Genomic DNA, 20,351 nt, shown 5'->3' on the forward strand with positions numbered 1-20,351 from the left:
GCCCGCCCGCCCCCGTGCGCGTCGCCCTCGACTGGCCCGCCGACGTCCCCGACGGCGGCCGGCACGGCTTCACGCCCGGCCACCGCGCCCGCCTGGAGGCGGCGCTGCCCGCCATGACGACGGCCCTCACCCGGGCGCTCGCACCGGCACCGGACCACGGCCCCGCCGGCGGCCCCCGCGTCCTCGTCCTCGGCTTCGAGGAACTGATGTACGCGCCGCTGCGGCTCGCCGGCGCCCTGGAGGACGCCGGACTCGACGTCCGCTACTCCACCACCACCCGCTCGCCCGTCCTCGCCGTCGACGACCCCGGCTACGCCATCCGCACCCGGCTCGTCTTCCCCGCCCACGACGACCCCGCCGACGGCCCCGGCGAGCGCTACGCCTACAACGTCGCGGGCGGCGGCTTCGACGCCGTCGTCGCGGTCGTCGACTCGGCCGCCGACACCCCCGAGCTGCACGCCCCGGACGGCCTCCTCGCCCAACTCGCCGCGCACATCCCGCGCGTCGTCCTGGCGGTCGTCCCCTCGTACACCCCGCGACCGCGACCGCGGCCGCACCCGCAGGCGGCCACGGAACGCATGGCCGCGACCGAAGCTCCCGAAAGGAGCTCCATGCTGCCCGAGCCCCTCCGCGGCCCCGCCTTCTCCTCGTACGCCCCCGAGGAGGTCGGCTGGCTGCTCCAGGACCTCTCGGACGTCGAGCTGGAGGCGCCCACCGAGGAACGCGAGGAAGCCATCCAGCGCGGCGGCGCGCACTACGCCGAGTCGCTGCCCGTCGAATACCAGCCGAGCGCCCGCTACCAGGAGCTCTTCCACAGCGCCCTGGACGCCTCCGCCGACCGCATCGCCCACGCCGTCGGCATCGTCACCGAGACCGTCCTCGCCGAGAAGTCCGGCCGCCCGGTCCTCGTCTCGCTCGCCCGCGCCGGCACCCCCGTCGGCGTCCTCATGCGCCGCTGGGCCCGCCACCGCCACGGCCTCGACCTGCCCCACTACGCCGTCTCGATCGTCCGCGGCCGAGGCATCGACGCCAACGCGCTGCGCTGGCTCGCCGCCCACCACGACCCGGCCGACGTCGTCTTCGTCGACGGCTGGACCGGCAAGGGCGCCATCACCCGCGAACTCGCCGCCGCCCTGCGGGAGTCCGACGAGTTCGCCGGCTTCGACCCGGAGATCGCGGTCCTCGCCGACCCCGGCTCCTGCGTCCGCACCTACGGCACCCGCGAGGACTTCCTCATCCCCTCCGCGTGCCTCAACTCCACCGTCTCCGGCCTGATATCGCGCACGGTGCTCCGCTCCGACCTGGTCGGCCCGGACGACTTCCACGGCGCCAAGTTCTACCGCGAGCTGGAGGGCGCCGACGTCTCCGTCGCCTTCCTCGACGCCGTCGAGGCCCGCTTCGACGAGGTCGCCGACACCGTCGACACCGACGTCAAGGACCTCCTCGCCGGCGACCGCACCCCCACCTGGGAGGGCTGGGCGGCCGTCGAGCGGATCAGCGAGGAGTACGGCATCCACGACGTCAACCTGGTCAAGCCCGGCGTCGGCGAGACCACCCGCGTCCTCCTGCGGCGCGTCCCCTGGAAGATCCTCGCGAAGCGCGGCGCCGGCGCCGACCTCGCCCACGTCCGCCTCCTCGCCGAACAGCGCGGCGTCCCCGTCGAGGAGGTCGACGGCCTCCCCTACACCTGCGTGGGCCTGATCCACCCCCAGTACACCAGGGGTGCGACAGGCGCCGACGGCAAGGCGGTGGTGTCCCGATGAGCGCCCCCACGACCACGACCCTGGTCGCCAGCGACCTCGACCGCACCCTCATCTACTCGACCGCGGCCCTCGCCCTCGGCATGCCCGACGCGCAGGCGCCCCGGCTGCTGTGCGTCGAGGTCCACGAGTCCAAGCCGCTCTCGTACATGACCGAGGAGGCCGCCGAACTCCTCGCGCGGCTCACCGCCGAGACCGTCTTCGTGCCCACCACCACCCGGACCCGCAAGCAGTACCAGCGCATCCAACTCCCGGGCACCACACCCAAGTACGCCATCTGCGCCAACGGCGGACACATCCTCGTCGACGGCGTCACCGACGACGACTGGCACGCCTCCGTCGTCCGCAGGCTCGCCGACGAGTGCGCCCCTCTCTCCGAGATCCGCGCCTACCTCACCGCGACCACCGACCTGTCCTGGGTCCGCAAGCACCGGGTCGCCGAGGACCTCTTCGCCTACCTGGTCGTCGACCGCGAGCGGCTCCCGGAGGACTGGCTCGACCGCTTCGGCGCCTGGGCCGGCGACCGCGGCTGGACCGTCTCCCTCCAGGGCCGCAAGGTCTACGCGGTGCCGAAGCCGCTCACGAAGAGCGCCGCCGTCCGCGAGGTCGCCCGGCGCACCGGCGCCGCGCTCACCCTCGCGGCGGGCGACTCCCTCCTCGACGCCGACCTGCTGCTCGCCGCCGACCGGGCCTGGCGCCCCGGCCACGGCGAACTCGCCGACACCGCCTGGACCGCCCCCCACCTCGACGTCCTCGCCGAACGGGGCGTCGCGGCGGGCGAGGAGATCCTCCGCCGCTTCCGGGCGGCGGCCCTTTCCTGACGGAAGGGCCGTTCCCCTTCGACCGTTCTCCTCCGACCGTTCTCCTTCGACCGGCGAGCCGTCCTGACCGGAACTCAGCCGCAGCAGCCCCCGCCGCAGCAGCCTCCTCCGCCACCACCGGCGGCGGGGGCCCGCGACGGGGTCGCGGAGCCGCCGACGGCGACGGCCGACAGCAGCTTCACGGTGTCGTCGTGCCCGACGGGGCAGGAGGCGGGCGCCGAGGACTCGGCCATGGGCCGGCTCAGCTCGAAGGTGTCACCACAGGTGCGGCAGCGGTATTCGTAACGAGGCATGGGGCCAGGCTAACGGTGGGCGCGCGGGGCGGGCAGGGGTAGCGGCCGTGGGTACGTGCGGTGCGGGGCCATGACCGTGGGGACGTGCGGCGCGGGGCCATGGTCGTGGGTACGTGGGGTGCGATGCCGCGGCCGTGGGTACGTGTGGGGGCGAGGCCCTGGCCCTCGGCCTGCGGCCCGGTTCAGTGGGCGGCGGGGTGCGTACGGGGCGAGGCCCCGGCTTCCGGCCTGCGGCCCGGCTCAGCGGGCGGCCGGGTACGTACGGGGGGCGAGGCCCCGGCCTGCGGCACGGCTCAGTGGGCGGCGGGGTGTGTACGGGGCGAGGCCCGGCCCCGGCTCGCGGCCCGGCTCAGTGGGCGGCGCCGGCCCCCCGCTCCTCCCGGATCGCGGTGACGACGTCCGCGGCCGCGGCCCGCACCGCCTCCAGCTCCATCAGGAAGTGCCAGTAGTCGGGATGGCGCCCCTCGAGCCCGTCCACGGCCCGCTCGATCCGCGCCACGGCCTCGTCCAGCGGGCGTGCGTGCCGCGGATCCGGCCGGCTGCGCCCCTCCATCGCGAGCCGCTGCGCGTCCCGCACCGCGAACCTGGCCCGGTCCGTCTCGGCCTTCGGGTCCTTGGCGACCGCGTCCAGCCGCCGCAACCGGTCCCCGGCGGCGGACACGGCCTCGCCGGTCGTGTCGAGCAGCGCCCGTACGGTCGACAGCAGGGCCGTCACGTCCGGCCACCGCTGCTCGGTCCGGGCCGCGGCGGCCTCCGCGAGCCGCTCCTCCGCCTGCCGTACGGCCCCGGCGGTCTGCTCCGGCACGTGCTGGAGGTCCTGCCAGCAGGCGGCGGAGTACCGCCGGCGCAGCTCGGACAGCACCGGCTCGACGGCCTCCGCGCGCGTCGCCAGGGCCTCCGCCCGGGTCCGCAGCGAGACCAGCCGCTTGTCGATCTCCGCGGCCCGCTCCGGCAGCCGCTCGGCCTCGACCCGCACCGCCTCCGCGTCCCGCAGCACCCGGTCGGCCCGCTGGAGCGTCTCGCCCACCCCGTGCCGCCCGGCCCCCTCGTTCAACCGGGTCAGCTCGGGCCCGAGCCGCGCGAGCCGCGCGGCCAGGTCGTCGGCCCGCAGCCCCTTCGCCCGTACGGCGTCGAGCGCGTCGCTCGCCCCGCGCAGCGCCTGCCGCGCCCGCTCGACGGCGGGCGCCAGCCGCGCCAGCTGCGTCTCGGCCCGGTCGAGCAGCGGCGCGAGGCCCTCCTCGAACCGGTCCAGCTCGCCCTTGACCCGCTCCAGCTCCTCCTTGGCCCGGGTCAGCTCCGCCCGGGCCCGCTGGGCGCTCCCGGCGTCGATCTCCTCCCGGTCCAGGTCGTGCGCGTCCACGGCGGAGATGTAGGCGTGCGAGACCTCGTCGATCCGCCGCCCCAGCGCCGCGAACCCGTCGACGGCCCGCTGCGCCTCGGGCGACCCGTCGACGGCGGTGATGGTCTCGATGGTGATCCGCAGCCCGCGCTGCGCCGTGTCCAGCTCGTAGAAGGCCGCGGCCGCCGCGTCCTTCGCCGCCTGCGCCTCGGCCCGCTGGCTCTCGCCGCGCCCGCCGAACCACCGCCGGGTCCCGCCGCCCGCGTAGGAGTGCGGCACCAGCGCCGCCACGAGCAGCGGCAGCGCGAACGCCAACCGCAACGCCGACCCACCCCTGGACGCCGCCCCGCCCCTCGCGTCGCTCGCCGCCACGTCCCTCTCCCGTGCTGTCCGAAGTGCCCGGCCGTCCGAACGACCATTCTCCCACCACTCAGGACGAACACACGGGCCGATCAGTTCGCGGTACGCACGGTGACATCGCCGTTCTGGCTCCGCACGTCCACCGTCCGCCCGCTGCCCTCGCGCACGGGCACGTCGACGCGCCGGTCGCCGTTCTCGCTGCTCCCCCCGACCTCGTACTCGGCCCGGGGCAGCGTGACGGTCAGATCGCCGTTCTCGCCGGCGACGTCGACCCGCCGCGGCACGACCCCGAGGGCGAGCCGCACGTCCCCGTTCTCGGACCGCACGACGACCTCGCCGGACCCGATCCCGTCCTCGGCCCGCACGTCCCCGTTGTCACTCGCGAGATCCAGCGCCCCGGAGACCTTCGCCACCCGTACGTCCCCGTTCTCGGACCGCACCTTCACCGCCGTCGCGAACCCCTCGACGGTCACGTCCCCGTCGTCCCCGCCGACGGACACGGCGACGTCCCGCGGCACCAGCACCCGGTGCACGGCCGAGCACCCCGAGACGATCCCGTCGCACTCCACCCGGATCCGCAACCGCCCGTCCACCAGCTCCCAACGGGCCTCGGCCCCGCTCCCGCCGACCCCCCACCCGTCGACCTGCCGCTCCACCCGCACGTCCTCGACGTCTCCCGAACTGACCACCAGATCGGACCCGACGGAGTCCACCACGAGCTCCCGCCCCTGAAACGCGAACACCTCCCGCTCCACCGGCGCCCCCGCCGCGTCCACACTCCCGCACCCCACCACCGCGACCCCCGCGACCAGCACCCCCACGACGGCCCCGCCCCGACGCCCCCACACACCCACAGATCCTCCTCAGCCCGCACTCTCCGACCCCACCACCGTAGAAACCCCCACCCCCTCCCCACGACCAGGCAACCCACCGACCCGAAGGTAGGGCTACCCCCCCACCCACCCACGTGTGCGCCCCGCCCACCCCCTCCGTGTAGGCTGTTGCTCTCCCACGGGTGCGTAGCTCAGGGGTAGAGCGCTGCTCTTACAAAGCAGATGTCGGCGGTTCGAAACCGTCCGCGCCCACCAGTACAAAGGCCCCGGACCGATCATGGTCCGGGGCCTTTGACATCTGTTTCTGACATCAACAGGAGCGGTCGATCACGACCGGGGACGACTCCTGAGCAGCCGATCCACGTGACTCACGGCCTCCCGCTGCGTGTCCTGGACGACGTGCGTGTACACGTTCATCGTCACGGCGATCTGGCTGTGCCCGAGGATCTCCATCACGACGCGGGGCGGGACGCCAGCGGCGGTCAGGAGGGTCGCCGTACCGTGCCGGGCGTCGTGCAGCCGGACGACGCGGAGACCGGCGTTCTTCGCGACGCGAGTGAACGAGCGGTACAGGTTGCGCGGTTCGATGGGCTGGCCGGTGCGCGTGGTGAAGACGTACCCGGTCTCCGTCCACTTCTCCCCGGCACGCTCGCGGGCGGCGGCCTGCTTGAGCCGCTGCCACCGTAGGGGAGCGACGCAGATCGCGGGGAGGGGAAGCGTCTGCTTGCGCCGGCGCCCCTTGGGATCGTCCTCGTACACCTCACCGGCGACCCGCTGCCGCTGCGTCCTGACCCGGATCTCCCGCTTGCCGAGGTCGACGTTCTCCCAGCGGAGGCCGACGACCTCCCCGCGGCGGAAGCCGAGGGCGATGGCGAGCACGAAGGCGGCGTACAGCGGGTCCTTCCGGGCGGCGGCGAGGAAGTCGAGCGTCTCGTCCAGGGACCAGGGGGAGAGCTCCCGGGCGGCGACGGTCGGCGGCTCGACGAGCGTCGCGACGTTCCGGCTCACCAGCTCCTCACGGCAGGCGGCGGTGAGGGCGGTGCGGAGCACGCGGTGCGACTCCTTGGCGGTGGCGGCGCTGGTCCTCTTCTCCAACTGGACGAGGAAGCGCCGGACGTCAGCGACGCCGAGGGACTCCAGCCGCTTGGACCCGAGCATCGGGACGAGGTAGAGCCGGACGTGCACCTCGTACTTGGCCGCGGTGGTCTTCTTGCGGCGGGGCTTGACGATGTTGTCCAGCCAGTACGGCAGCCACTCGGAGAGCTTCATCGAACGGGTCGGGACGGGAACGCCGTTGTCGACCTTGTCGAGGAGCGCACGGCGCTTGGCGTCGCACTCCGCCCAGGTCTTGCCGTAGGCGAACTTCCGGGCCCGCGTGCCGTCGGGCTGGAGGACGTAGACGGCAGCCTGATAGCGGCCATCGGACCGCTGGGTGATGGTGCCGGCCCCGTTCGGGTTGCGCTTGCGCTGGGTGGCCATCAGGCGGCCTCCTCGATCTGGTGGTCGATGAAGTCCCGGACGGCGTCGATGGGGACGCGGCGCGATCGGCCGACGGTGATCGAGACCAGGCGGCGGGACCGGATGAGGTCGTAGACGGTCGAACGGCCGAGCTTGAGCCGCTCCATGACCTCCGGGACGGTGAGGAGTTCGGCGGTGGCGATGGTCATGCGGCGGCTCCTTCCAGGCGGAGTGCTTCCCGTGCGGTCTGGCGGTTGAGGTGGATGTCCCGGGCGATGGTGGCGGCGAGGGCGGCCTCGCCGGGGGAGTGGCCGTGGCCCGCGTACTGCCAGGAGGCGAGGACGAGCACGGTGTCCGGGTCGACGTCGAGGTGTTCCTGGGCGGCGCGATAGTCGGCACGGATCTGGCGGAGGGCGCCGAGGGTGGTCGAGTAGCGGCGGGACTTGGTGGAGAAGTGACCGCGGAAGCCGAGCATGTGAGCCCAGGCGGTGAGCTTGCGGTCCGGGTAGAGCGGGGCCAGGTCCAGGCAGGCTTCGATGAGGCGGCGGGGGTGGTCGGCGACGTCGAGGAGGTCGAGTACCTCCCGGTTGCCGATCCGGCGGTCGAGGCTGCCGGTGGTCTCGGCGGCCTTGGTGGCGTACTTGGCGACGTACGCGGCCACGGCCTGTTCGGTGATGTCGGAGCCGTCCCCGAACGCCCTGACCGGGCGGATGTCGAGCTGTCGTCCCCACTGGAACCGCCGGCGCGGTTGGTCTCCGGCGGCCGGGACGGTGATGGTGGTGTACGTGTGTACGACGGCGGCCCGGATCGCGTCGTCCAGCAGGGGCACGGTGGCCCAGGAGGGCGGGGCGCTGCCGGGCCCGTCCGGTCCGTCGAGTCGGATGACGGCGTGGAAGTGGATGGCGCCGCGCTTCTGGAACTCGGCGACCTTCCCGTACGAGACCCGCAGGACGTCCTTCATGGCGCGCTGCGTGAGCCCGGCGCGGGCGGCCAGTTCGCGGCGAAGGCGGTTGGTGAAGCGTTGCCAGAGCTGTCCGGCGTGGTTGTTGAAGAGGACGGCGCCGGCGTAGTCGTACGCGTCGGGGTCGAGGGCCGTGCCCAGGGCGGGGTCGTCGTCCCGGTGCCGGACGCCGCAGCGGCAGGCGCCCCGGTCGGGTCGGTTGTGGACGGGCCCGAAGGACGGGGCGGTGAGCGTCGCGAACACGCGGGGGTGGTCGCGGACGGTCGCGGGGATGTCCTTGGTCTCGTCACCGGCGAGGCCGGCGCGGATCAGGTGGTACGTGTCCCCCGCGTACGTGTGGGCGCAGGAGGGGCAGCGGGAGGCTCGGCGGTTGCCGCAGGCGACGCGGAGGCGTCCGCCGGGCTCAGTCTCCGTCGAGTACTGGCGGAGGGTCTCGCCCGAGGTCCGGTCCTTGGCGAAGGACCAGCCGGTGAGGTGGACGGGGTCGGAGCAGCCGCCGGTGTGGTGCACCTGCTCCTTCCAGCGGTCGAAGTCGGGGTTCGCGGCCACGCGGAGGACGTCGTGCAGGGTGGCCGGGTCCAGGCCCGCCGCGGTCGCGGCGTTGGGCTGGGCCATGATGGGTCTTCCTTCCGGTCGAGAGATCGGCGAGGGGTACGGCTCCCGGGCGGCGGATGCTTGGCGGTATCGAGGCCACCCGGGAGCCGGTCAGCGGCGGCGCTTGTTCGGGGACGTGAGCAGCGAGCGGACGACGACGGCGCAGACGGCAACCGAGGCGGCGGTGACGGCGGTCGCGAGCAGCATCGAGACCAGGACCGTGCCGACGACCAGGACCACGGCGGTGCCGGCGCCGACGACGGCGAGGACGCTGCCGGGGGTGAGCTGGACGGCGGGCCGGGTGGTCGGGACGACCGGGGCCGCCATGGCAGGGGCCATGGTCTGCGGCGCGGGCTCCACGGTGGTCGGCTGGACGACGGCGGGCGGCGCAGTGACGCCGACCGGGGTCGGCATGGTGGGGATCTTGGGGCGAAGCATGGGTGGTTCTCCTTTCCGGACGGGTCGGATTCGTACGGGTCGGGTCACTCGGAGACGGCGGCGTCGATGACGGGGGCCAGGAGGCTGTCGGCGAGGAGGAAGCCGCCGAGGAGGAGTACAGCGACGAGCCACCAGGGCGGGCGGATCAGCTTGATGCCGAGGGCGCCGACGACGAGGAGGGTGAACCAGAGCGGGACGTCCACGGACGGTCTCCGTTCAGTCGGTGGGGCGGCAGCGGTGGGTGCGGGCGGCGAGCTGGGCGGCCGAGGAACTGGAGTAGTCGGCGGACCAGCCGCAGCGGTCGGCGGTGCAGACGGCGGCGTACTTGGTGCGGCCGTGGCGGTCGCGGTGGGTGCCGATCTGCACGGGGCCGATGCGCATCAGGGAGTGGAAGTGGTCGCGGGCGGACATCGCTCAGATCTCCCGGGTGAAGTCGTCGGCGTGCTCCACCAGCCACTGGCGAATCTCGGCCGACTCGTACTCGTCGGCGGCGAGGATGACCGGCTCGGCCAGCGCCATGGCGTCCACCAGACGGTTGTTCCGGGTGAGTTCAGCGGCGCGCTCCAAGGCGCGTCGGGTCGAGTCACGCATGGCTTGTCTGCTCCTCAGGCGAGTTGGGCGGCGATGGCGTCGGCCATGGGGGCGGGAACGCCGAGACGGGCGCGGAGGGTGTCGGTGTCGATGGGGGAGCCGGTACGGGTGTGGTGGTCGGCGGCGACCTTGCGGGCGTGCTCGACGAGGGCGGCCGGGACGGCGGGAGCCGGGGCGGGCTCAGCGGCCGGAAGGGCGGGTACGTCGACCGGGTCGCTCTCCGCCTCAGTCGCGGGCCCGGCGTCCCCGCTGCCCTCCGGCTCGGGTACGTACTCAGGTTCCGGAGTGACGAGCGGGGCAGGGGCAGGCGCGGAGTGGGCGAGCAGCGTTCCTCCGAGGAAGGCGACCGCGGGCCATCCGGCGACCCCGAAGCGCAGCCAGGCGGGCGGGTCGGCGAGGTCGAGGAAGCCGGCGGTGGCGACGTTGGCGCCGAGGGAGGCGAAGAGCGAGACCAGGAACCAGCACCAGGCGAGGCGGGACGAGCCGTCCGCGCGGAGCCGGCGCCAGGCGGCGACCAGGAGGAGGTCGACGGAGACGGGGTAGGCCCACGCCTTCCATCCGGTCTGTCCGGCAGCGGCAGCGAGGTCGTGCAGGTGGGCGAAGGACAGCGCCCCTGCGATCAGGGCTTGGACCAGCACGGCGTCGACGCGGAGCTTGCTGGTCATGACGGCACCTCCTTGGCGGGCGTTTCGGGCATGGCGGGGGTAGGGACATGGCGCGAGGAGGCCGCGCCGGCCAGGAGAACGGGGAGCCTCAGGGAGTCGCCGGGGCAACCGGGGCCGGAATGGCCACAGGCACGGCGGGCGAGGCGAGGACCGGCCGGAACGCGTCGAGCGCGGGCAGTTCCGGGGTCAGGTGGGCGTGCTTGTTGCAGGCGTCCACGGCGGCGCGGAGCGAGGTGTGGGGCGTCCGGATGCGGGACCAGCCGCCCGACGCGTCGCCGGTGATGGCGAGGCCGGGAGCGGAGACGGGGATCTGGACGGTGGCGAGGACGGCGTCCGGCGCGATGTCACCGAAGGCCATGTTGGCGCTGGTCTCGTCGTTGACGCGGTGGGCGGTACGGACGCTGAGCTGGGCGCGGAGCATGGTGATGCCCTTGCCGAGTTCGGAGCCGAAGCGCTGTCCGCAGATCTCCAGGTAGATGCCGGCAGCGCGGCCGAGCTGGGCGAGCCGGGCGAGGGCGGTGATGATCCGGTCGCGCCGCTTCTCCTCGTCCTTCGTGGCGAAGAGCGCGAGTTCGGCGACCTCGTCCACGAGGAGGACGATGGGCGCGGGGCGGAGGTGGTCGGGGAGGTCCCAGATGTCGGCGGCAATGTCCACGTCCGGGGTGTCGGCGGTGATGCGCTGTTCGGCGCGGATGAGCTGGTAGACGTCCTCCATGTGAGAGATGAGGGCATCGAGCAGGTCGGCGGCGGTGTCGGGGTTGTCGGCCAGCGCGGAGAACCGCCGGGCCAGAGGGAACAGCTCCACCCCCTGCTTGCAGTCGATCCCCACCAAGGCGACTTCCTGAGCCGCGAGTTCAGCAACCAGATTCCGCTGGTAGACCGACTTCCCCGACTTGGTGGCGCCGATGGTGAGGGCGTGCGGGGTGGTCCGGTAGTCGCGGTAGTGGACGTCCCCGTCCTCGCGGAGGGCGACAGGCACCCGCATGGTCGAACGTTCGGCCCGCGCCGGCATCTGAACCCGCCGGAGCACGTCGTACCCGGTCATCCGAAGCTCGACCACACCGGAGCGGATCTCCCGCGAGGTGACCCCGAACATCCCGAACGAGTGCCGGAGCCGGTCGCACGAGGCCGCCACGTCGAAGGCGTCCTGTCCGGGCCGGAGCCCCAGCCGTAAGACGAGTCCGGTGCGGGTGGGCCGGAGCCGCAGGATGCGCGGCGCCCGCGGTTCGGGGACGGGCCGGTTCGCCATCCGGGCGATGGCGAGACGCCAGCGGGGCGGCGGAACGGTGAGCCCGCAGGCGTCCATGACCGCCCGGTACCGGCCGAGGACCCGGCCGGTGGCGAACGTGACGCCGAAGGAGAGCCAGTACCAGGCGGGCCGCCGCCAACGCAGGAGACCCGCGATGACGGCGACCAGCACAACAGCGGCGATCAACCACCGCATGATCAGGCGGCCTTCGGCATCGAGGCGCCGGCGGCGAGCGAGGTGACGGCCACGGCCCGGAAGGCGATGCCGTGCCGCCGCTGCCCGTTGAACTCGCTCTCCCACGGCCGCGCGACGAGCCCCGTGATCGCCACGGGGGTCCCCATGGCCAGGTCGGCGGAGACGCCGGTCTCCGGGACGGTCACGCTCAGGATCTCCACCTCGCCGTTGGCCGCGAACATGACGTCCACGGTCGACAGCGCGGCCCCGGTCTCGGCGTCCATGGCGCGCTCGCCGGTACGGCGGTCCTTCACCTTGGGCTGCGGGGGCTGGGCCACCATCACGGCGGCGGCGGAGGTGTCGACGGGAATCTGACGCACGAAGATCACTCCTCTAGAAGTCTTGAACTCCTCCACTCATGTACATGAGTGACATGAAGAAGAGTGCACCACTCCTATACATGAGTCAACCCGCCCGGACGAAGAAGTCCGAGCGGGCTGGGAGGAGTTGACCGCGCGTCAGTCGGTGGCGGGGATCCGGTACTCGAAGACGAACTGGTCAGCGGCCATGAGGGTGTCGCAGACCTCGACCACCCGCCCGGCCTTGGTGACGGCGTTCCGCAGCAGGTGAACGACGGGAGCACCAGGGCTCAGAGCCAGCTCGGACGCTTCGGCCTTGGACGCCGGCCGGGCCTGGAGCGTCTCCACGAACTCCTCGAAGACGTGCCCGTCGCCCTCAAGCCGGGCGTAGATCCCGCCGGGGCCCGGGTTCTCGGAGAACAGCTCAGGGATGTCCTTCACGACGTCCCACGGCAGGTACGACGAGGCGGTCTCGACGGGCGTCCCGTTCCGGAAGTACAGCCGGCGCCGGGCCAGCACCTGGGCCCCGAGCTCGACCCCCAGCCGCTGGGCGATCTCCTCGGAAGCCTCCATGGGCCCGATGAACAGCACGCTCACCTTGGCCGTGGCCCCGGACTGGGCCGACTCGGCCAGGTAGGCAGCCTTCCCGCCCCGCCGATGGGACGCCCGGAACCGATCCGACGACCGCAGCCGCACAGGCGGCCGGTCCTTCACGATCGACCCCTTCCCGTGCCGCGTCTCCACGAGCCCACTGGCCCGCACCTCGACCATGGCCTTCCGAATGGTCCCGCCGGCGACGCCGTACCGCTCGACAAGCTCGGACTCACTCGGCACCAGGTCGCCAGGCTTGAGAACGCCGGCCCGGATCTGCTCCACGATCTCGTCGGCGATCTGGACGTACCGGGGTACCGCCCTGCCACCCCCTGCAGTCGTACCCATAGTCCTCTTCACTCTCCTATGCTCCTGTACATGAGTAACAGCGCCCAGAAGACGACGTCAACGCCACTGCACTCCGTGTCCGTCGCGGGCGCAGTCGTACGCGAAGACGGCCGCCTCCTGGCGATCCGCCGAGCCGACAACGGCACCTGGGAACTCCCGGGCGGCGTCCTCGAACTCACGGAGTCACCCGAAGCCGGCGTGACCCGCGAGGTCTGGGAGGAGACGGGCATCCGGGTAGAGGTGGAAGAACTGACCGGCGTCTACAAGAACACCACCCGAGGCGTCGTCGCCCTGGTCTTCCGCTGCAAGCCCGCCGGTGGCGAGGAACGAACCTCCGCCGAGTCGACCGCGGTCGAGTGGCTCACCCCGGAAGAGATCACCACCCGCATGACCGAGGTCTACGCGATCCGCCTCCTCGACGCCCTGGACGACAAGGGCCCCCACGTCCGCAGCCACGACGGCCGCCACCTGATCACGCAGCAGTGACCACACAGCCACCGCGGCGAATGCCCCGCGAAGAAGCGATCCTCCTGGTCGAGCGCCTGATGAACCCGGAGACACCCGAGGAGCAGTCCTCCGAGACCCTGGCCGCGCTCCAACAGGGCCTGGCCTGCCCCCACATCAGCGATTACATCTTCTGGAGCTCCGACCCCAACCCGACCCCGGAGAAGGTCGTCGACCGAGCCATGGCCTACGGGCCAATCGCTCTCTGAGGCCAGCGCGGTAAGAGTTTCCCTACTTCATCAAGGCACCCGCCGCGCACAGCGCGGCGCGCGCGGCCCGTCGCCCGGGCCTGCGCTCCTGTCTCCGCCCCGCTCCAGCCCGGCCGCCAGCCGCACGCCTGACAGCTCGGGTTGATGGGCAGCAGAAGCAGGCCTTCAAGCACGGCAACCGTCACATGGCATGCGTAGCCACGAGCGCTGCCGACTGCAGACGAGACGGGGTGCGAAAGAAGGCCCGCAGCGAGGGCGGGGCACCTGCGCACGGGTTGGCTGTCTGTCTGGGGCGTACTTGGTCGAGCGCCGTACCCCCGCCCTCGCACAGATCGGACCGTAAGGCGACCGCACCGCCGGAACCTGGCTGGTGGGGAGCAGCTGCTGCCGCGATGTGGCACCGGCCGGCGTGGTCGCTCCGCGTCGGTGCAGGTCTCGCCGTGGCTCCTGAGCGTGTCGCTCATGCCGGTGCGCCCGTTGAGAGGGGTGCAGTCAGAACGCTGACCTCGTTAGATACTCAACCCCTTATGAGGCAGGTCGGTGAGATCGTAAGCTACTGCTCTTGCTGAGTCGGACGAATCGGGGGGCCATGGCTCGCGACCCAGTGCCTAAGGCACAGGAGAAGATCGTCATCCAGCGGAGCGGCGACCGCTGCGCGTACCCAAGTTGTGGCATAGCACTGAGCATCGACGCCAAAGCAGCCGAGGACCTGCATAAGGCTGTGGGTAAAGTTGCTCACATTCGAGCAGCCAGCGCCAAGGGGCCCCGCTATGACGTGACCATGACGTCAGAGCAGAGAGGGAGCGCCGACAACCTGATCTACCTTTGTGGCCCTCACCATGACGTTATCGACACCCAATTGAACTACCACACAGTCGAGTTCCTTCAAGATATCAAGAAGAAGCACGAGCGCACAGTCGCACGGGCCATGAGTCATGCCATGGGGCAGGTAGGATTCGAAGACCTAGAACTAGTCTGCCAATTCATCGGAACTGGCGATGAGCCGACCAGCGACGACATAGTCATCCCTATCGGGATCAAACAAAAGATAGAACTCAACTCCCTTGGCCAGATATCGGAAGACCGAATCCGAATTGGCCTTGCTAAATCCCACGAAGTGGACGCATTCGTTGCCGCAATTGAGAAAATGCGGCCCAACTTCGGAAATCGGCTCGCCGCACGCTTCAAGCGTGAATACTACGGCGGTTTCGCGCAGGGCCTCCAAGGGGACAACCTTTTTGAGTTCATCTGCTCCGTAGCGCTGGATAACGCCGGTCCAGTCGAGAGCGACAAATTGCGTGCGGCGACCCTTGCAACAGTGGCCTATCTATTCCAACTCTGTGAGCTGTTCGAGCATGAGCATCCTGCTGCCTAATCGATACCTAAAGCCCGCCGATAGCCTCGCGGTGCATGCTGCCGAGCTATACCGAGTCATGCCTCCCGCTTCCTCAGTTGGAGCCGGCTGGGCATCCTATCGATCGCTCTTCGGTGCACTTCCCTTCGAGCGCTTCGTCTTGACGTTGGATGTACTAGTAGGCCTAGGGGTTGTCCGCCTCGAAGGTCAGCAACTCGTGAAGGTGGCCGAAGGTGCTGCGTAGGATCTCATCGAATTTCGACTCGTTCCGACCGGTCTCATTCGGGCCTGGATTCAACGTCATTCTGGCAGAAATGGCCCCCGGGGCGTCGGAGAAGCACAGCAGGAACGCCCGGGGAAAGACAACCCTTATTCAAGCGATCAACTACTGCTTGGGGGGGACTCTTGCTAAATCTATGGCTCCACTAGCAGCCGCTGGATGGTCCTTCAGCCTAGAACTTGATCTATTCGGCAGCACATTGACAGCGACACGAAATCTCAAAGGTGGCAACAAACTTCGGCTGGATTATCCAGGGGAACTGTCTGGAGTTCTACACGCATACGTTGACGAGAACTCCGCAGTCACCGTGGAGGATTGGAAGTTCCTCCTGGGGCTGGGGCTTTTCTCTCTGGATCGTGTTGGGGAGTCGGGTGACCGCGGCATCTCGCCCAGAACGTTGCTCTCATACGTGATTCGCACCGAAGCAGTCAAGGATCCTCTCAAAATCATCCCGCAGCAGCCAGCATGGAGCTCTCGGGAGCATGTGGCGTACCTGCTCAACTTGAACTGGGAGCTCGTGCGGGATCTGTCTCGGCTCGAAGAGGACTCGGACACCTACAAGGCCATCGCGAGAGCCACTAAGAAGAGTCTACTTCCGCGAGCTCTTCGGCCTGAGCCTGAGCTCATGCTGGAACTAGTGGAGGCACAGCGGACGCTTGCAGAACTAACTTCACGCGTTCAAGGTTTTCAAGTAGTCGAAGACCCAGACGGCCTTATCTCCCGCGCCGATCGAGTGACCGAAGAACTGAAGGAACTTCGCAACGACGCACTCGTAGATCGCCGCATGATCGAACTCTACGCGGAGTCTATTGAGAATGAGCAAGGCAGCGAAGACGCCGGAGTCGGCGAGGTAGTAGCTGAACTTTACGGCGAGATGCAAAGGGCATTCAATCCTGAGGCTCTGCAAAGCTTTGAGAAAGTGGAAGCGTTCCATCATCAAGTCATGGGAAACAGGAGGAGATTCCTTTCTGCCGAACTGGAACGCCTTAGGGGTCAGCAAGCGGAGCGGGATGAAAAAATAAGAGCGCTGACGGTATCCAGGAACTCGATTCTGGCCGTTCTTGATGCTGGCGGAGCACTGGAAGAACTTTCTGCTCTGCAAAACGAGCGCGCTCAGGCAGCAGCGCACGTGACGGAAGTGGAAACCGCGCTAAACAATGTGCGCGATCTAGCAGAAGCTCAAGAGGGTGTTCGGGTGCAAAAGGCGCAACTGCGCCAAGAAACAGCACGCGACCTGAGCGCAAATCGCCAGAAGCTCGACGCAGTAGCCGCACGTTTCGACCGCATGATGCAAGAGCTCTACGGGGTTAGCGGCGTCCTCACGGCCGAAGTGGATGACCTCGGCTTCAAGTTCACGATCCGTGTATCCACATCTGCAAGTGGTGGAGTGACTCGGATGCAGCTACTTTGTTTCGACTTGACATTGATGGCAGAGGGAACTGGAGAGAACCATCATCCAGGATTCCTTATTCACGATTCAGTTGTCTTCGATGGGGTCGATCCGCGGCAGGTAGCTGCGGGGCTCAGCCTCGTTAGGGAGACCGCGGAATCGGTAGGCGCACAATACATCTGCACGATGAACAGCAACGATGTTCCAGCATCCGTCAGCGACGCCGACTGGTTCATTGAGGGTACGCGGAGGATCGTCCTGGACACTGAGGAGGGCGGGATCCTGGGAACTTCTTTCTGACCGGGGCCCGCGGCCGGCCAGCTTTCGGGTGGCTGAGTGTTGTCCCGTAACTTGAGGCAGAGGCCGGTGGGGCACTATAGGCAGGTCTGCTTGTCCGGTTGCGCCAGACTCGCGGCCTCAACGGGATCCTGGCCAAGTAGGTCGAACCGGACACCGGCAAGCGGTGTCTGGAGTCACGGGACAGCCCTTAGGTCATGTGTCGACGGAACCTGATTTAGATCCCACTGCCGAGTTGCTTCAAGCTATCTTGAAAGCGCGTATTGCGGAGAGCCCGGACGTCACTGTCAGTGATACCTAGGTCTTGGAGCAGTCGCACCCTCATCAACCAAAGCAGCACCTCTCCGCACCAATAGCGTTGAGTTGCATTTGATCCCTTGTCGGCACCGCCATGAGAGACACCAGTGCGTGCGTTGGCGATGAGTTTGGGAAAATCTGGAACTGCGTCGAGGATGTGCTCGCCGAGTTTCCCTGTAGACGACACGACATCTACGATCTGGTCCTTGAGGGACTTGTCATTGCGTCCCTGGATCACGTTTCTTGCCCACTGGGCATGACCTTGAGGAAGGCCGGCCGCGTCTAGTGCTGACACGACCATTTCAACCCGTGCCCTGTGCTCTTCCCTGGACACGTCTGTGCTGCCGAATTTTTCCTTCCTCACCCTGTGATACGCCTCAAGACTTTGGAAAAAGGAAGCGTACCGGTGTGCGGAGTAAATGAAGGGTGCGTAGAGCGGTGCATGCAGCAGCGCGATCACCGTCTGACACTCCTGGTGCAGGTCGAACCAGCGGGGCAGGAGCTCTGAAAGAGGTGCAGAGGATTTCTCTGCGGTGAGCAAGGTGAATCCACGGAGGGAGGAGACTCCCGATTCTGCAACGCTTCCGGGTGTGAGCGTTCGAAAGTATGCGGTCATCCACTCCTTGCTTCCATCTGGGCGCAACTCCACGTCTTTCATCCGGAGTTCTCTCCCCATGGACAACAAGAGAAGATCATGGAAGGGGCGAAGGTAGGATTCAAGCAAATCTGACCAGCGTTGCGGAGAACCGGATTCGGCAGAGAAGGCACACCAGCGGCGAACAGAAAAGCGATTTCCGTCAGACGACCCGGTTACACCACTTCGAATGGCCAGCGAGACGTCCTCCCACACTGCTGAGGCATGCTCCGTAATCTTGTCGTCGATAAGTGTTGCCCGCAGCTCCTTCCGTCTCTTGCTCACTGGCGGAGCGCCAACCCAGTCCGCTAGATAGTCAAAATCGGATCGAATTCCGCTGAAATTCGCGTGCGACAGGTGTCCCCCTACCACGGCCAACTCTGCATCAAAAGTCTGCTTCGTGATTTCAGGCCACTGGCTAGTCATTCCGAAAGCGCCGATCAGTGTAATAGAACGGTGCTGCTCGTCGCGGCCATGGATGAGGGGAAGAGTTCCCCATTCAGCTGTCTCGCAAGGCTCCCCACCGGGATCCTCCTGGCTCAGCAACGCACCGTAGACCGTCAGGATCGGGCCCTTCTCGGAGAAGCGGAGCTTCCCCGTCGTAGGTGGTCCCCCCGGGATCCACCAGGATCCGTAAGCCTCGAAGTTGTCCATCCCTGAAGTCTGCCGGATCGGCGCCGCATAGGCTGCGTGATTGAGGGCTGTCCCGCGAGTCAGGACGCCGCTTTCCGATGTCCGCTTCGACCTGCTTGGTCAGGACCCAGCGAGACCGCGAGTCGGGGCGTAAGCGGACAAGCCGATCTGTCTGTGGTGACCTACCGACCTCTGGCCCGAGTTAACGTGATAACCCTCAGCAGCATGGGCGCGCTCGGCTGACTGCACGGCCTATTCGTGGACCGGCTCGAACGTTCGACGCTCCTGCATGTCTCTGAGCTGCGAAGACTCGCCACACGCAAGCGCCCTCCGGAGCCGTGTGTCAGAGAAGCCCCCAGCAGAGATGCTGGGGGCTTCATGGTCGTGCATGCGGGGGCCGATACCCCTTGTCGCTTCGAGGCGGGATGGCCTTGTCGGGGCGAGTGAGGATCTTGTCTATGGGAGGCGCCGGCCGCGACTCTCTGCAACGCGCAGCACCTGGGCCAAGGCTCCCGTGAGGTCCACGGACGTCGCGCGGAGGTCCACCGGGTCAGACTCCGAGAGGCTCAGCAGCTCGATGGCGTGGTCCAGTACCTCGGTGGCCTGATTCAGGTAGGTCGTTTCGAGGATGTCGGCCAGGCGAGACAGGCGGCTGCTGTCATCGTCGGTGCTCAGGAAGCACGGTTTGCCGTCGGGGCCGGACCACGGGAGGAGCCGCAGTTCGTCACGGGAGGTCATCTGTCCGTCTCCTCCTTGAGGGTCGGGTGGGTGGTGAACACTGCGTCTGCGGCGTCACTGGGAAGGGCCAGTAGAGCGGCTTCGAGTACACGGCCGGTGGAGTTGAGGGCGATGCGCGTGATGGTGAGGACCGTCCGCGTGGGGCTGATGCGGAGGGCGGATGCCTCTTCCGGGGTGGGGAGGCGGGCGGTGACCGTCTCCTGGGTTTCCGTACGGTCCACGTCTCGACCGCCGGGCCAGGAGGACGAGGCGAGTCGTGCGGTCGGTGCGAGGTCGCGGGGGATGTAGATGCGGGCCACGCTTCGGGGAGTCTCACCCTCGTAGGTGGTGCACTGGAACTCCGTTAGGGGGCTATTGGACGGGACCTTCAAGAGGGTTCTGATGTGGCCGCGTGCCCGGACGGTGGTGGTGCGGATGGTGGTCTGGAGGTCGGGAGCGAACGGTATGCCGGTGCCGCCCGTGTAGGTGATGCGGCGGAGCGGAGTGCGGACGAAGTTGCCCTTGCCGTGGGTCTTCTCGATGAGTCCTTCGGCCTGGAGGAGGGCAAGGGCCTGGCGGACCGTCGGGGTGCTGACCTTGTAGTGGGTGGCCAGCTTGGGTTCCGAGGGGAGGCGGTCTCCGGACTTGAGGTGGCCGGTGGTGATCTGGGTGCGGAGGTCTTCGGCGATGGTGTCGCGGAGGGTCGGCACGGTCGGGGTCACCATCTTTTCTGGACTCGGAGGGCGACCAGGCGGGTGCGGGGGTGCATGGTCAGTTGCTCGCCCGTTTCGAAGAGGAGGCGCTTGGCGCCCAGGGGGAGTTGGAGGAGGTCGGCTACTCGGCAGGGCTGGCCGCCGATCTGGATGACGTCGCCTCGCTGGACGTTGATCGAGGTGATCTCGATGGGGGCGACCACGGCGCCGGTCGGGGTCCAGGGCTTCATGCCGTTGCCTCCGGGCGGGGCGGGGTCGTCGCCGGCGTGTGGCAGGGGCAGGCGCACGCCTCGTAGATCACCGGGATGTCGACCGGGGCCGTTACCGGGGAGGAGTGGGCGCACTCGTGGTGGGTGCCGATCTGGCACCTGGACGAGCGGTACGGGGTGGGCTTCGTGTGGGGCATCAGGCCGTCTCCGCCTGGGTGAGGTGGGGGCGCTCGGCGGTGGGGGCGTACCGACTCACGCGGGGCGTGCTGGCGCCGTGGGT

At 68.9% G+C, this 20,351-nt stretch carries 25 protein-coding genes and 1 tRNA gene; 7 read left to right on the top strand and 19 right to left on the bottom strand.

Annotated features, from left to right (window positions below):
- Both IE321_RS17075 and IE321_RS17080 read left to right on the top strand, forming a co-directional pair.
- Positions 1 to 1,763: cysteine protease StiP domain-containing protein (locus IE321_RS17075; protein WP_190223527.1), on the top strand; the 1,763-nt coding region annotated here is incomplete at its 5' end.
- Positions 1,760 to 2,581 (top strand): HAD family hydrolase, encoded by an 822-nt coding sequence (locus tag IE321_RS17080; protein ID WP_190223528.1) that lies wholly within the window; start codon positions 1,760 to 1,762, stop codon positions 2,579 to 2,581. The genes IE321_RS17075 and IE321_RS17080, both read left to right, overlap by 4 nt.
- 74 nt (positions 2,582 to 2,655) lie before the next feature.
- On the opposite strand, the gene IE321_RS17085 is transcribed toward IE321_RS17080, so the two are convergent.
- From IE321_RS17085 to IE321_RS17095, 3 genes are all read right to left on the bottom strand, one after another.
- On the bottom strand, positions 2,656 to 2,874 hold the full coding sequence (locus IE321_RS17085; protein ID WP_043232518.1) for an FmdB family zinc ribbon protein: 219 nt from the start codon (positions 2,872 to 2,874) through the stop codon (positions 2,656 to 2,658).
- A gap of 349 nt (positions 2,875 to 3,223) precedes the next feature.
- Complete coding sequence (locus tag IE321_RS17090) at positions 3,224 to 4,585, bottom strand: coiled-coil domain-containing protein (protein ID WP_190223529.1); 1,362 nt, start codon at positions 4,583 to 4,585, stop codon at positions 3,224 to 3,226.
- A gap of 80 nt (positions 4,586 to 4,665) precedes the next feature.
- Entirely contained in the window at positions 4,666 to 5,316 is a 651-nt protein-coding gene (locus IE321_RS17095; protein WP_226651650.1) for a DUF4097 family beta strand repeat-containing protein, read from the bottom strand.
- Between the two features lie 270 nt (positions 5,317 to 5,586).
- Here IE321_RS17095 and IE321_RS17100 point away from each other — a divergent pair.
- A tRNA-Val gene (locus tag IE321_RS17100) sits at positions 5,587 to 5,661 on the top strand.
- Positions 5,662 to 5,733: 72 nt separating this feature from the next.
- Here the strand turns inward: IE321_RS17100 and IE321_RS17105 are convergent.
- From IE321_RS17105 to IE321_RS17155, 11 genes are all read right to left on the bottom strand, one after another.
- Positions 5,734 to 6,885, bottom strand: a complete 1,152-nt coding sequence (locus tag IE321_RS17105; RefSeq protein WP_190223531.1) for a tyrosine-type recombinase/integrase — start codon at positions 6,883 to 6,885, stop codon at positions 5,734 to 5,736.
- Positions 6,885 to 7,073 (bottom strand): helix-turn-helix domain-containing protein, encoded by a 189-nt coding sequence (locus IE321_RS17110; protein ID WP_190223532.1) that lies wholly within the window; start codon positions 7,071 to 7,073, stop codon positions 6,885 to 6,887. The genes IE321_RS17105 and IE321_RS17110 overlap by 1 nt, the downstream gene beginning before the upstream one ends.
- Positions 7,070 to 8,440 carry a replication initiator protein RepSA gene (gene repSA / locus IE321_RS17115; protein WP_190223533.1) on the bottom strand — a complete coding sequence of 457 codons (1,371 nt, stop codon included), beginning with the start codon at positions 8,438 to 8,440 and terminating at the stop codon, positions 7,070 to 7,072. Before repSA ends, IE321_RS17110 begins: the two co-directional genes overlap by 4 nt.
- 90 nt (positions 8,441 to 8,530) lie before the next feature.
- Entirely contained in the window at positions 8,531 to 8,857 is a 327-nt protein-coding gene (locus tag IE321_RS17120) for a SpdD-like protein (protein WP_189953715.1), read from the bottom strand.
- A 44-nt stretch (positions 8,858 to 8,901) separates the two neighbouring features.
- Positions 8,902 to 9,060 carry a hypothetical protein gene (locus IE321_RS17125; RefSeq protein ID WP_107063396.1) on the bottom strand — a complete coding sequence of 53 codons (159 nt, stop codon included), beginning with the start codon at positions 9,058 to 9,060 and terminating at the stop codon, positions 8,902 to 8,904.
- Between the two features lie 13 nt (positions 9,061 to 9,073).
- Positions 9,074 to 9,268, bottom strand: coding sequence for a mobile element transfer protein (locus IE321_RS17130; RefSeq protein WP_043231506.1), 195 nt, complete (start codon positions 9,266 to 9,268; stop codon positions 9,074 to 9,076).
- Positions 9,269 to 9,271: 3 nt separating this feature from the next.
- Positions 9,272 to 9,448, bottom strand: a complete 177-nt coding sequence (locus IE321_RS17135; protein WP_190223534.1) for a hypothetical protein — start codon at positions 9,446 to 9,448, stop codon at positions 9,272 to 9,274.
- A gap of 14 nt (positions 9,449 to 9,462) precedes the next feature.
- On the bottom strand, positions 9,463 to 10,113 hold the full coding sequence (locus IE321_RS17140; RefSeq protein WP_190223535.1) for a DUF2637 domain-containing protein: 651 nt from the start codon (positions 10,111 to 10,113) through the stop codon (positions 9,463 to 9,465).
- 88 nt (positions 10,114 to 10,201) lie between these two features.
- Positions 10,202 to 11,557: an FtsK/SpoIIIE domain-containing protein gene (locus IE321_RS17145; protein ID WP_190223536.1), complete on the bottom strand. Its 1,356-nt coding sequence runs from the start codon at positions 11,555 to 11,557 to the stop codon at positions 10,202 to 10,204.
- A 2-nt stretch (positions 11,558 to 11,559) separates the two neighbouring features.
- Entirely contained in the window at positions 11,560 to 11,916 is a 357-nt protein-coding gene (locus tag IE321_RS17150) for an SCO3933 family regulatory protein (protein WP_190223537.1), read from the bottom strand.
- Positions 11,917 to 12,054: 138 nt separating this feature from the next.
- Entirely contained in the window at positions 12,055 to 12,834 is a 780-nt protein-coding gene (locus tag IE321_RS17155; protein WP_190223538.1) for a GntR family transcriptional regulator, read from the bottom strand.
- Positions 12,835 to 12,852: 18 nt separating this feature from the next.
- Here IE321_RS17155 and IE321_RS17160 point away from each other — a divergent pair, with 18 nt between their 5' ends.
- The 4 genes from IE321_RS17160 to IE321_RS17175 all read left to right on the top strand — a co-directional run bounded on the left by IE321_RS17160 (position 12,853) and on the right by IE321_RS17175 (position 16,871).
- On the top strand, positions 12,853 to 13,320 hold the full coding sequence (locus IE321_RS17160) for an NUDIX hydrolase (RefSeq protein WP_190223539.1): 468 nt from the start codon (positions 12,853 to 12,855) through the stop codon (positions 13,318 to 13,320).
- 20 nt (positions 13,321 to 13,340) lie between these two features.
- Positions 13,341 to 13,547: a bacteriocin immunity protein gene (locus IE321_RS17165; RefSeq protein ID WP_190223540.1), complete on the top strand. Its 207-nt coding sequence runs from the start codon at positions 13,341 to 13,343 to the stop codon at positions 13,545 to 13,547.
- A gap of 589 nt (positions 13,548 to 14,136) precedes the next feature.
- Complete coding sequence (locus tag IE321_RS17170) at positions 14,137 to 14,922, top strand: ABC-three component system protein (RefSeq protein ID WP_190223541.1); 786 nt, start codon at positions 14,137 to 14,139, stop codon at positions 14,920 to 14,922.
- A gap of 212 nt (positions 14,923 to 15,134) precedes the next feature.
- Positions 15,135 to 16,871, top strand: coding sequence for a DUF2326 domain-containing protein (locus tag IE321_RS17175; protein ID WP_190223542.1), 1,737 nt, complete (start codon positions 15,135 to 15,137; stop codon positions 16,869 to 16,871).
- A gap of 214 nt (positions 16,872 to 17,085) precedes the next feature.
- Here IE321_RS17175 and IE321_RS17180 read toward each other — a convergent pair whose 3' ends face one another.
- The 5 genes from IE321_RS17180 to IE321_RS17200 all read right to left on the bottom strand — a co-directional run bounded on the left by IE321_RS17180 (position 17,086) and on the right by IE321_RS17200 (position 20,268).
- Positions 17,086 to 18,453: an ApeA N-terminal domain 1-containing protein gene (locus IE321_RS17180; RefSeq protein ID WP_190223543.1), complete on the bottom strand. Its 1,368-nt coding sequence runs from the start codon at positions 18,451 to 18,453 to the stop codon at positions 17,086 to 17,088.
- A gap of 435 nt (positions 18,454 to 18,888) precedes the next feature.
- Complete coding sequence (locus IE321_RS17185) at positions 18,889 to 19,170, bottom strand: hypothetical protein (protein ID WP_190223544.1); 282 nt, start codon at positions 19,168 to 19,170, stop codon at positions 18,889 to 18,891.
- Positions 19,167 to 19,874 (bottom strand): GntR family transcriptional regulator, encoded by a 708-nt coding sequence (locus tag IE321_RS17190; protein ID WP_190223545.1) that lies wholly within the window; start codon positions 19,872 to 19,874, stop codon positions 19,167 to 19,169. The genes IE321_RS17185 and IE321_RS17190 overlap by 4 nt, the downstream gene beginning before the upstream one ends.
- Entirely contained in the window at positions 19,868 to 20,092 is a 225-nt protein-coding gene (locus tag IE321_RS17195) for a hypothetical protein (protein ID WP_190223546.1), read from the bottom strand. Before IE321_RS17195 ends, IE321_RS17190 begins: the two co-directional genes overlap by 7 nt.
- The gene (locus IE321_RS17200; protein WP_190223547.1) at positions 20,089 to 20,268 is read right to left on the bottom strand and encodes a hypothetical protein; all 180 of its coding nucleotides are present in this window, start codon (positions 20,266 to 20,268) and stop codon (positions 20,089 to 20,091) included. The genes IE321_RS17195 and IE321_RS17200 overlap by 4 nt, the downstream gene beginning before the upstream one ends.
- Positions 20,269 to 20,351 lie beyond the last annotated feature (83 nt).

Origin of the sequence: Streptomyces hydrogenans (assembly GCF_014656075.1) — a bacterium.
Taxonomy (GTDB): domain Bacteria; phylum Actinomycetota; class Actinomycetes; order Streptomycetales; family Streptomycetaceae; genus Streptomyces; species Streptomyces hydrogenans.

Bases quoted from the DNA above. Each gene is read 5' to 3' on its own strand.
- IE321_RS17080 (WP_190223528.1), top strand. From the start codon at position 1,760: ATGAGCGCCCCCACGACCACGACCCTGGTCGCCAGCGACCTCGACCGC.
- IE321_RS17085 (WP_043232518.1), bottom strand. From the start codon at position 2,874: ATGCCTCGTTACGAATACCGCTGCCGCACCTGTGGTGACACCTTCGAG.
- IE321_RS17105 (WP_190223531.1), bottom strand. From the start codon at position 6,885: ATGGCCACCCAGCGCAAGCGCAACCCGAACGGGGCCGGCACCATCACC.
- IE321_RS17110 (WP_190223532.1), bottom strand. From the start codon at position 7,073: ATGACCATCGCCACCGCCGAACTCCTCACCGTCCCGGAGGTCATGGAG.
- repSA (WP_190223533.1), bottom strand. From the start codon at position 8,440: ATGGCCCAGCCCAACGCCGCGACCGCGGCGGGCCTGGACCCGGCCACC.
- IE321_RS17120 (WP_189953715.1), bottom strand. From the start codon at position 8,857: ATGCTTCGCCCCAAGATCCCCACCATGCCGACCCCGGTCGGCGTCACT.
- IE321_RS17130 (WP_043231506.1), bottom strand. From the start codon at position 9,268: ATGTCCGCCCGCGACCACTTCCACTCCCTGATGCGCATCGGCCCCGTG.
- IE321_RS17135 (WP_190223534.1), bottom strand. From the start codon at position 9,448: ATGCGTGACTCGACCCGACGCGCCTTGGAGCGCGCCGCTGAACTCACC.
- IE321_RS17140 (WP_190223535.1), bottom strand. From the start codon at position 10,113: ATGACCAGCAAGCTCCGCGTCGACGCCGTGCTGGTCCAAGCCCTGATC.
- IE321_RS17145 (WP_190223536.1), bottom strand. From the start codon at position 11,557: ATGCGGTGGTTGATCGCCGCTGTTGTGCTGGTCGCCGTCATCGCGGGT.
- IE321_RS17155 (WP_190223538.1), bottom strand. From the start codon at position 12,834: ATGGGTACGACTGCAGGGGGTGGCAGGGCGGTACCCCGGTACGTCCAG.
- IE321_RS17160 (WP_190223539.1), top strand. From the start codon at position 12,853: ATGCTCCTGTACATGAGTAACAGCGCCCAGAAGACGACGTCAACGCCA.
- IE321_RS17165 (WP_190223540.1), top strand. From the start codon at position 13,341: ATGCCCCGCGAAGAAGCGATCCTCCTGGTCGAGCGCCTGATGAACCCG.
- IE321_RS17170 (WP_190223541.1), top strand. From the start codon at position 14,137: ATGGCTCGCGACCCAGTGCCTAAGGCACAGGAGAAGATCGTCATCCAG.
- IE321_RS17180 (WP_190223543.1), bottom strand. From the start codon at position 18,453: ATGGACAACTTCGAGGCTTACGGATCCTGGTGGATCCCGGGGGGACCA.
- IE321_RS17185 (WP_190223544.1), bottom strand. From the start codon at position 19,170: ATGACCTCCCGTGACGAACTGCGGCTCCTCCCGTGGTCCGGCCCCGAC.
- IE321_RS17190 (WP_190223545.1), bottom strand. From the start codon at position 19,874: ATGGTGACCCCGACCGTGCCGACCCTCCGCGACACCATCGCCGAAGAC.
- IE321_RS17195 (WP_190223546.1), bottom strand. From the start codon at position 20,092: ATGAAGCCCTGGACCCCGACCGGCGCCGTGGTCGCCCCCATCGAGATC.
- IE321_RS17200 (WP_190223547.1), bottom strand. From the start codon at position 20,268: ATGCCCCACACGAAGCCCACCCCGTACCGCTCGTCCAGGTGCCAGATC.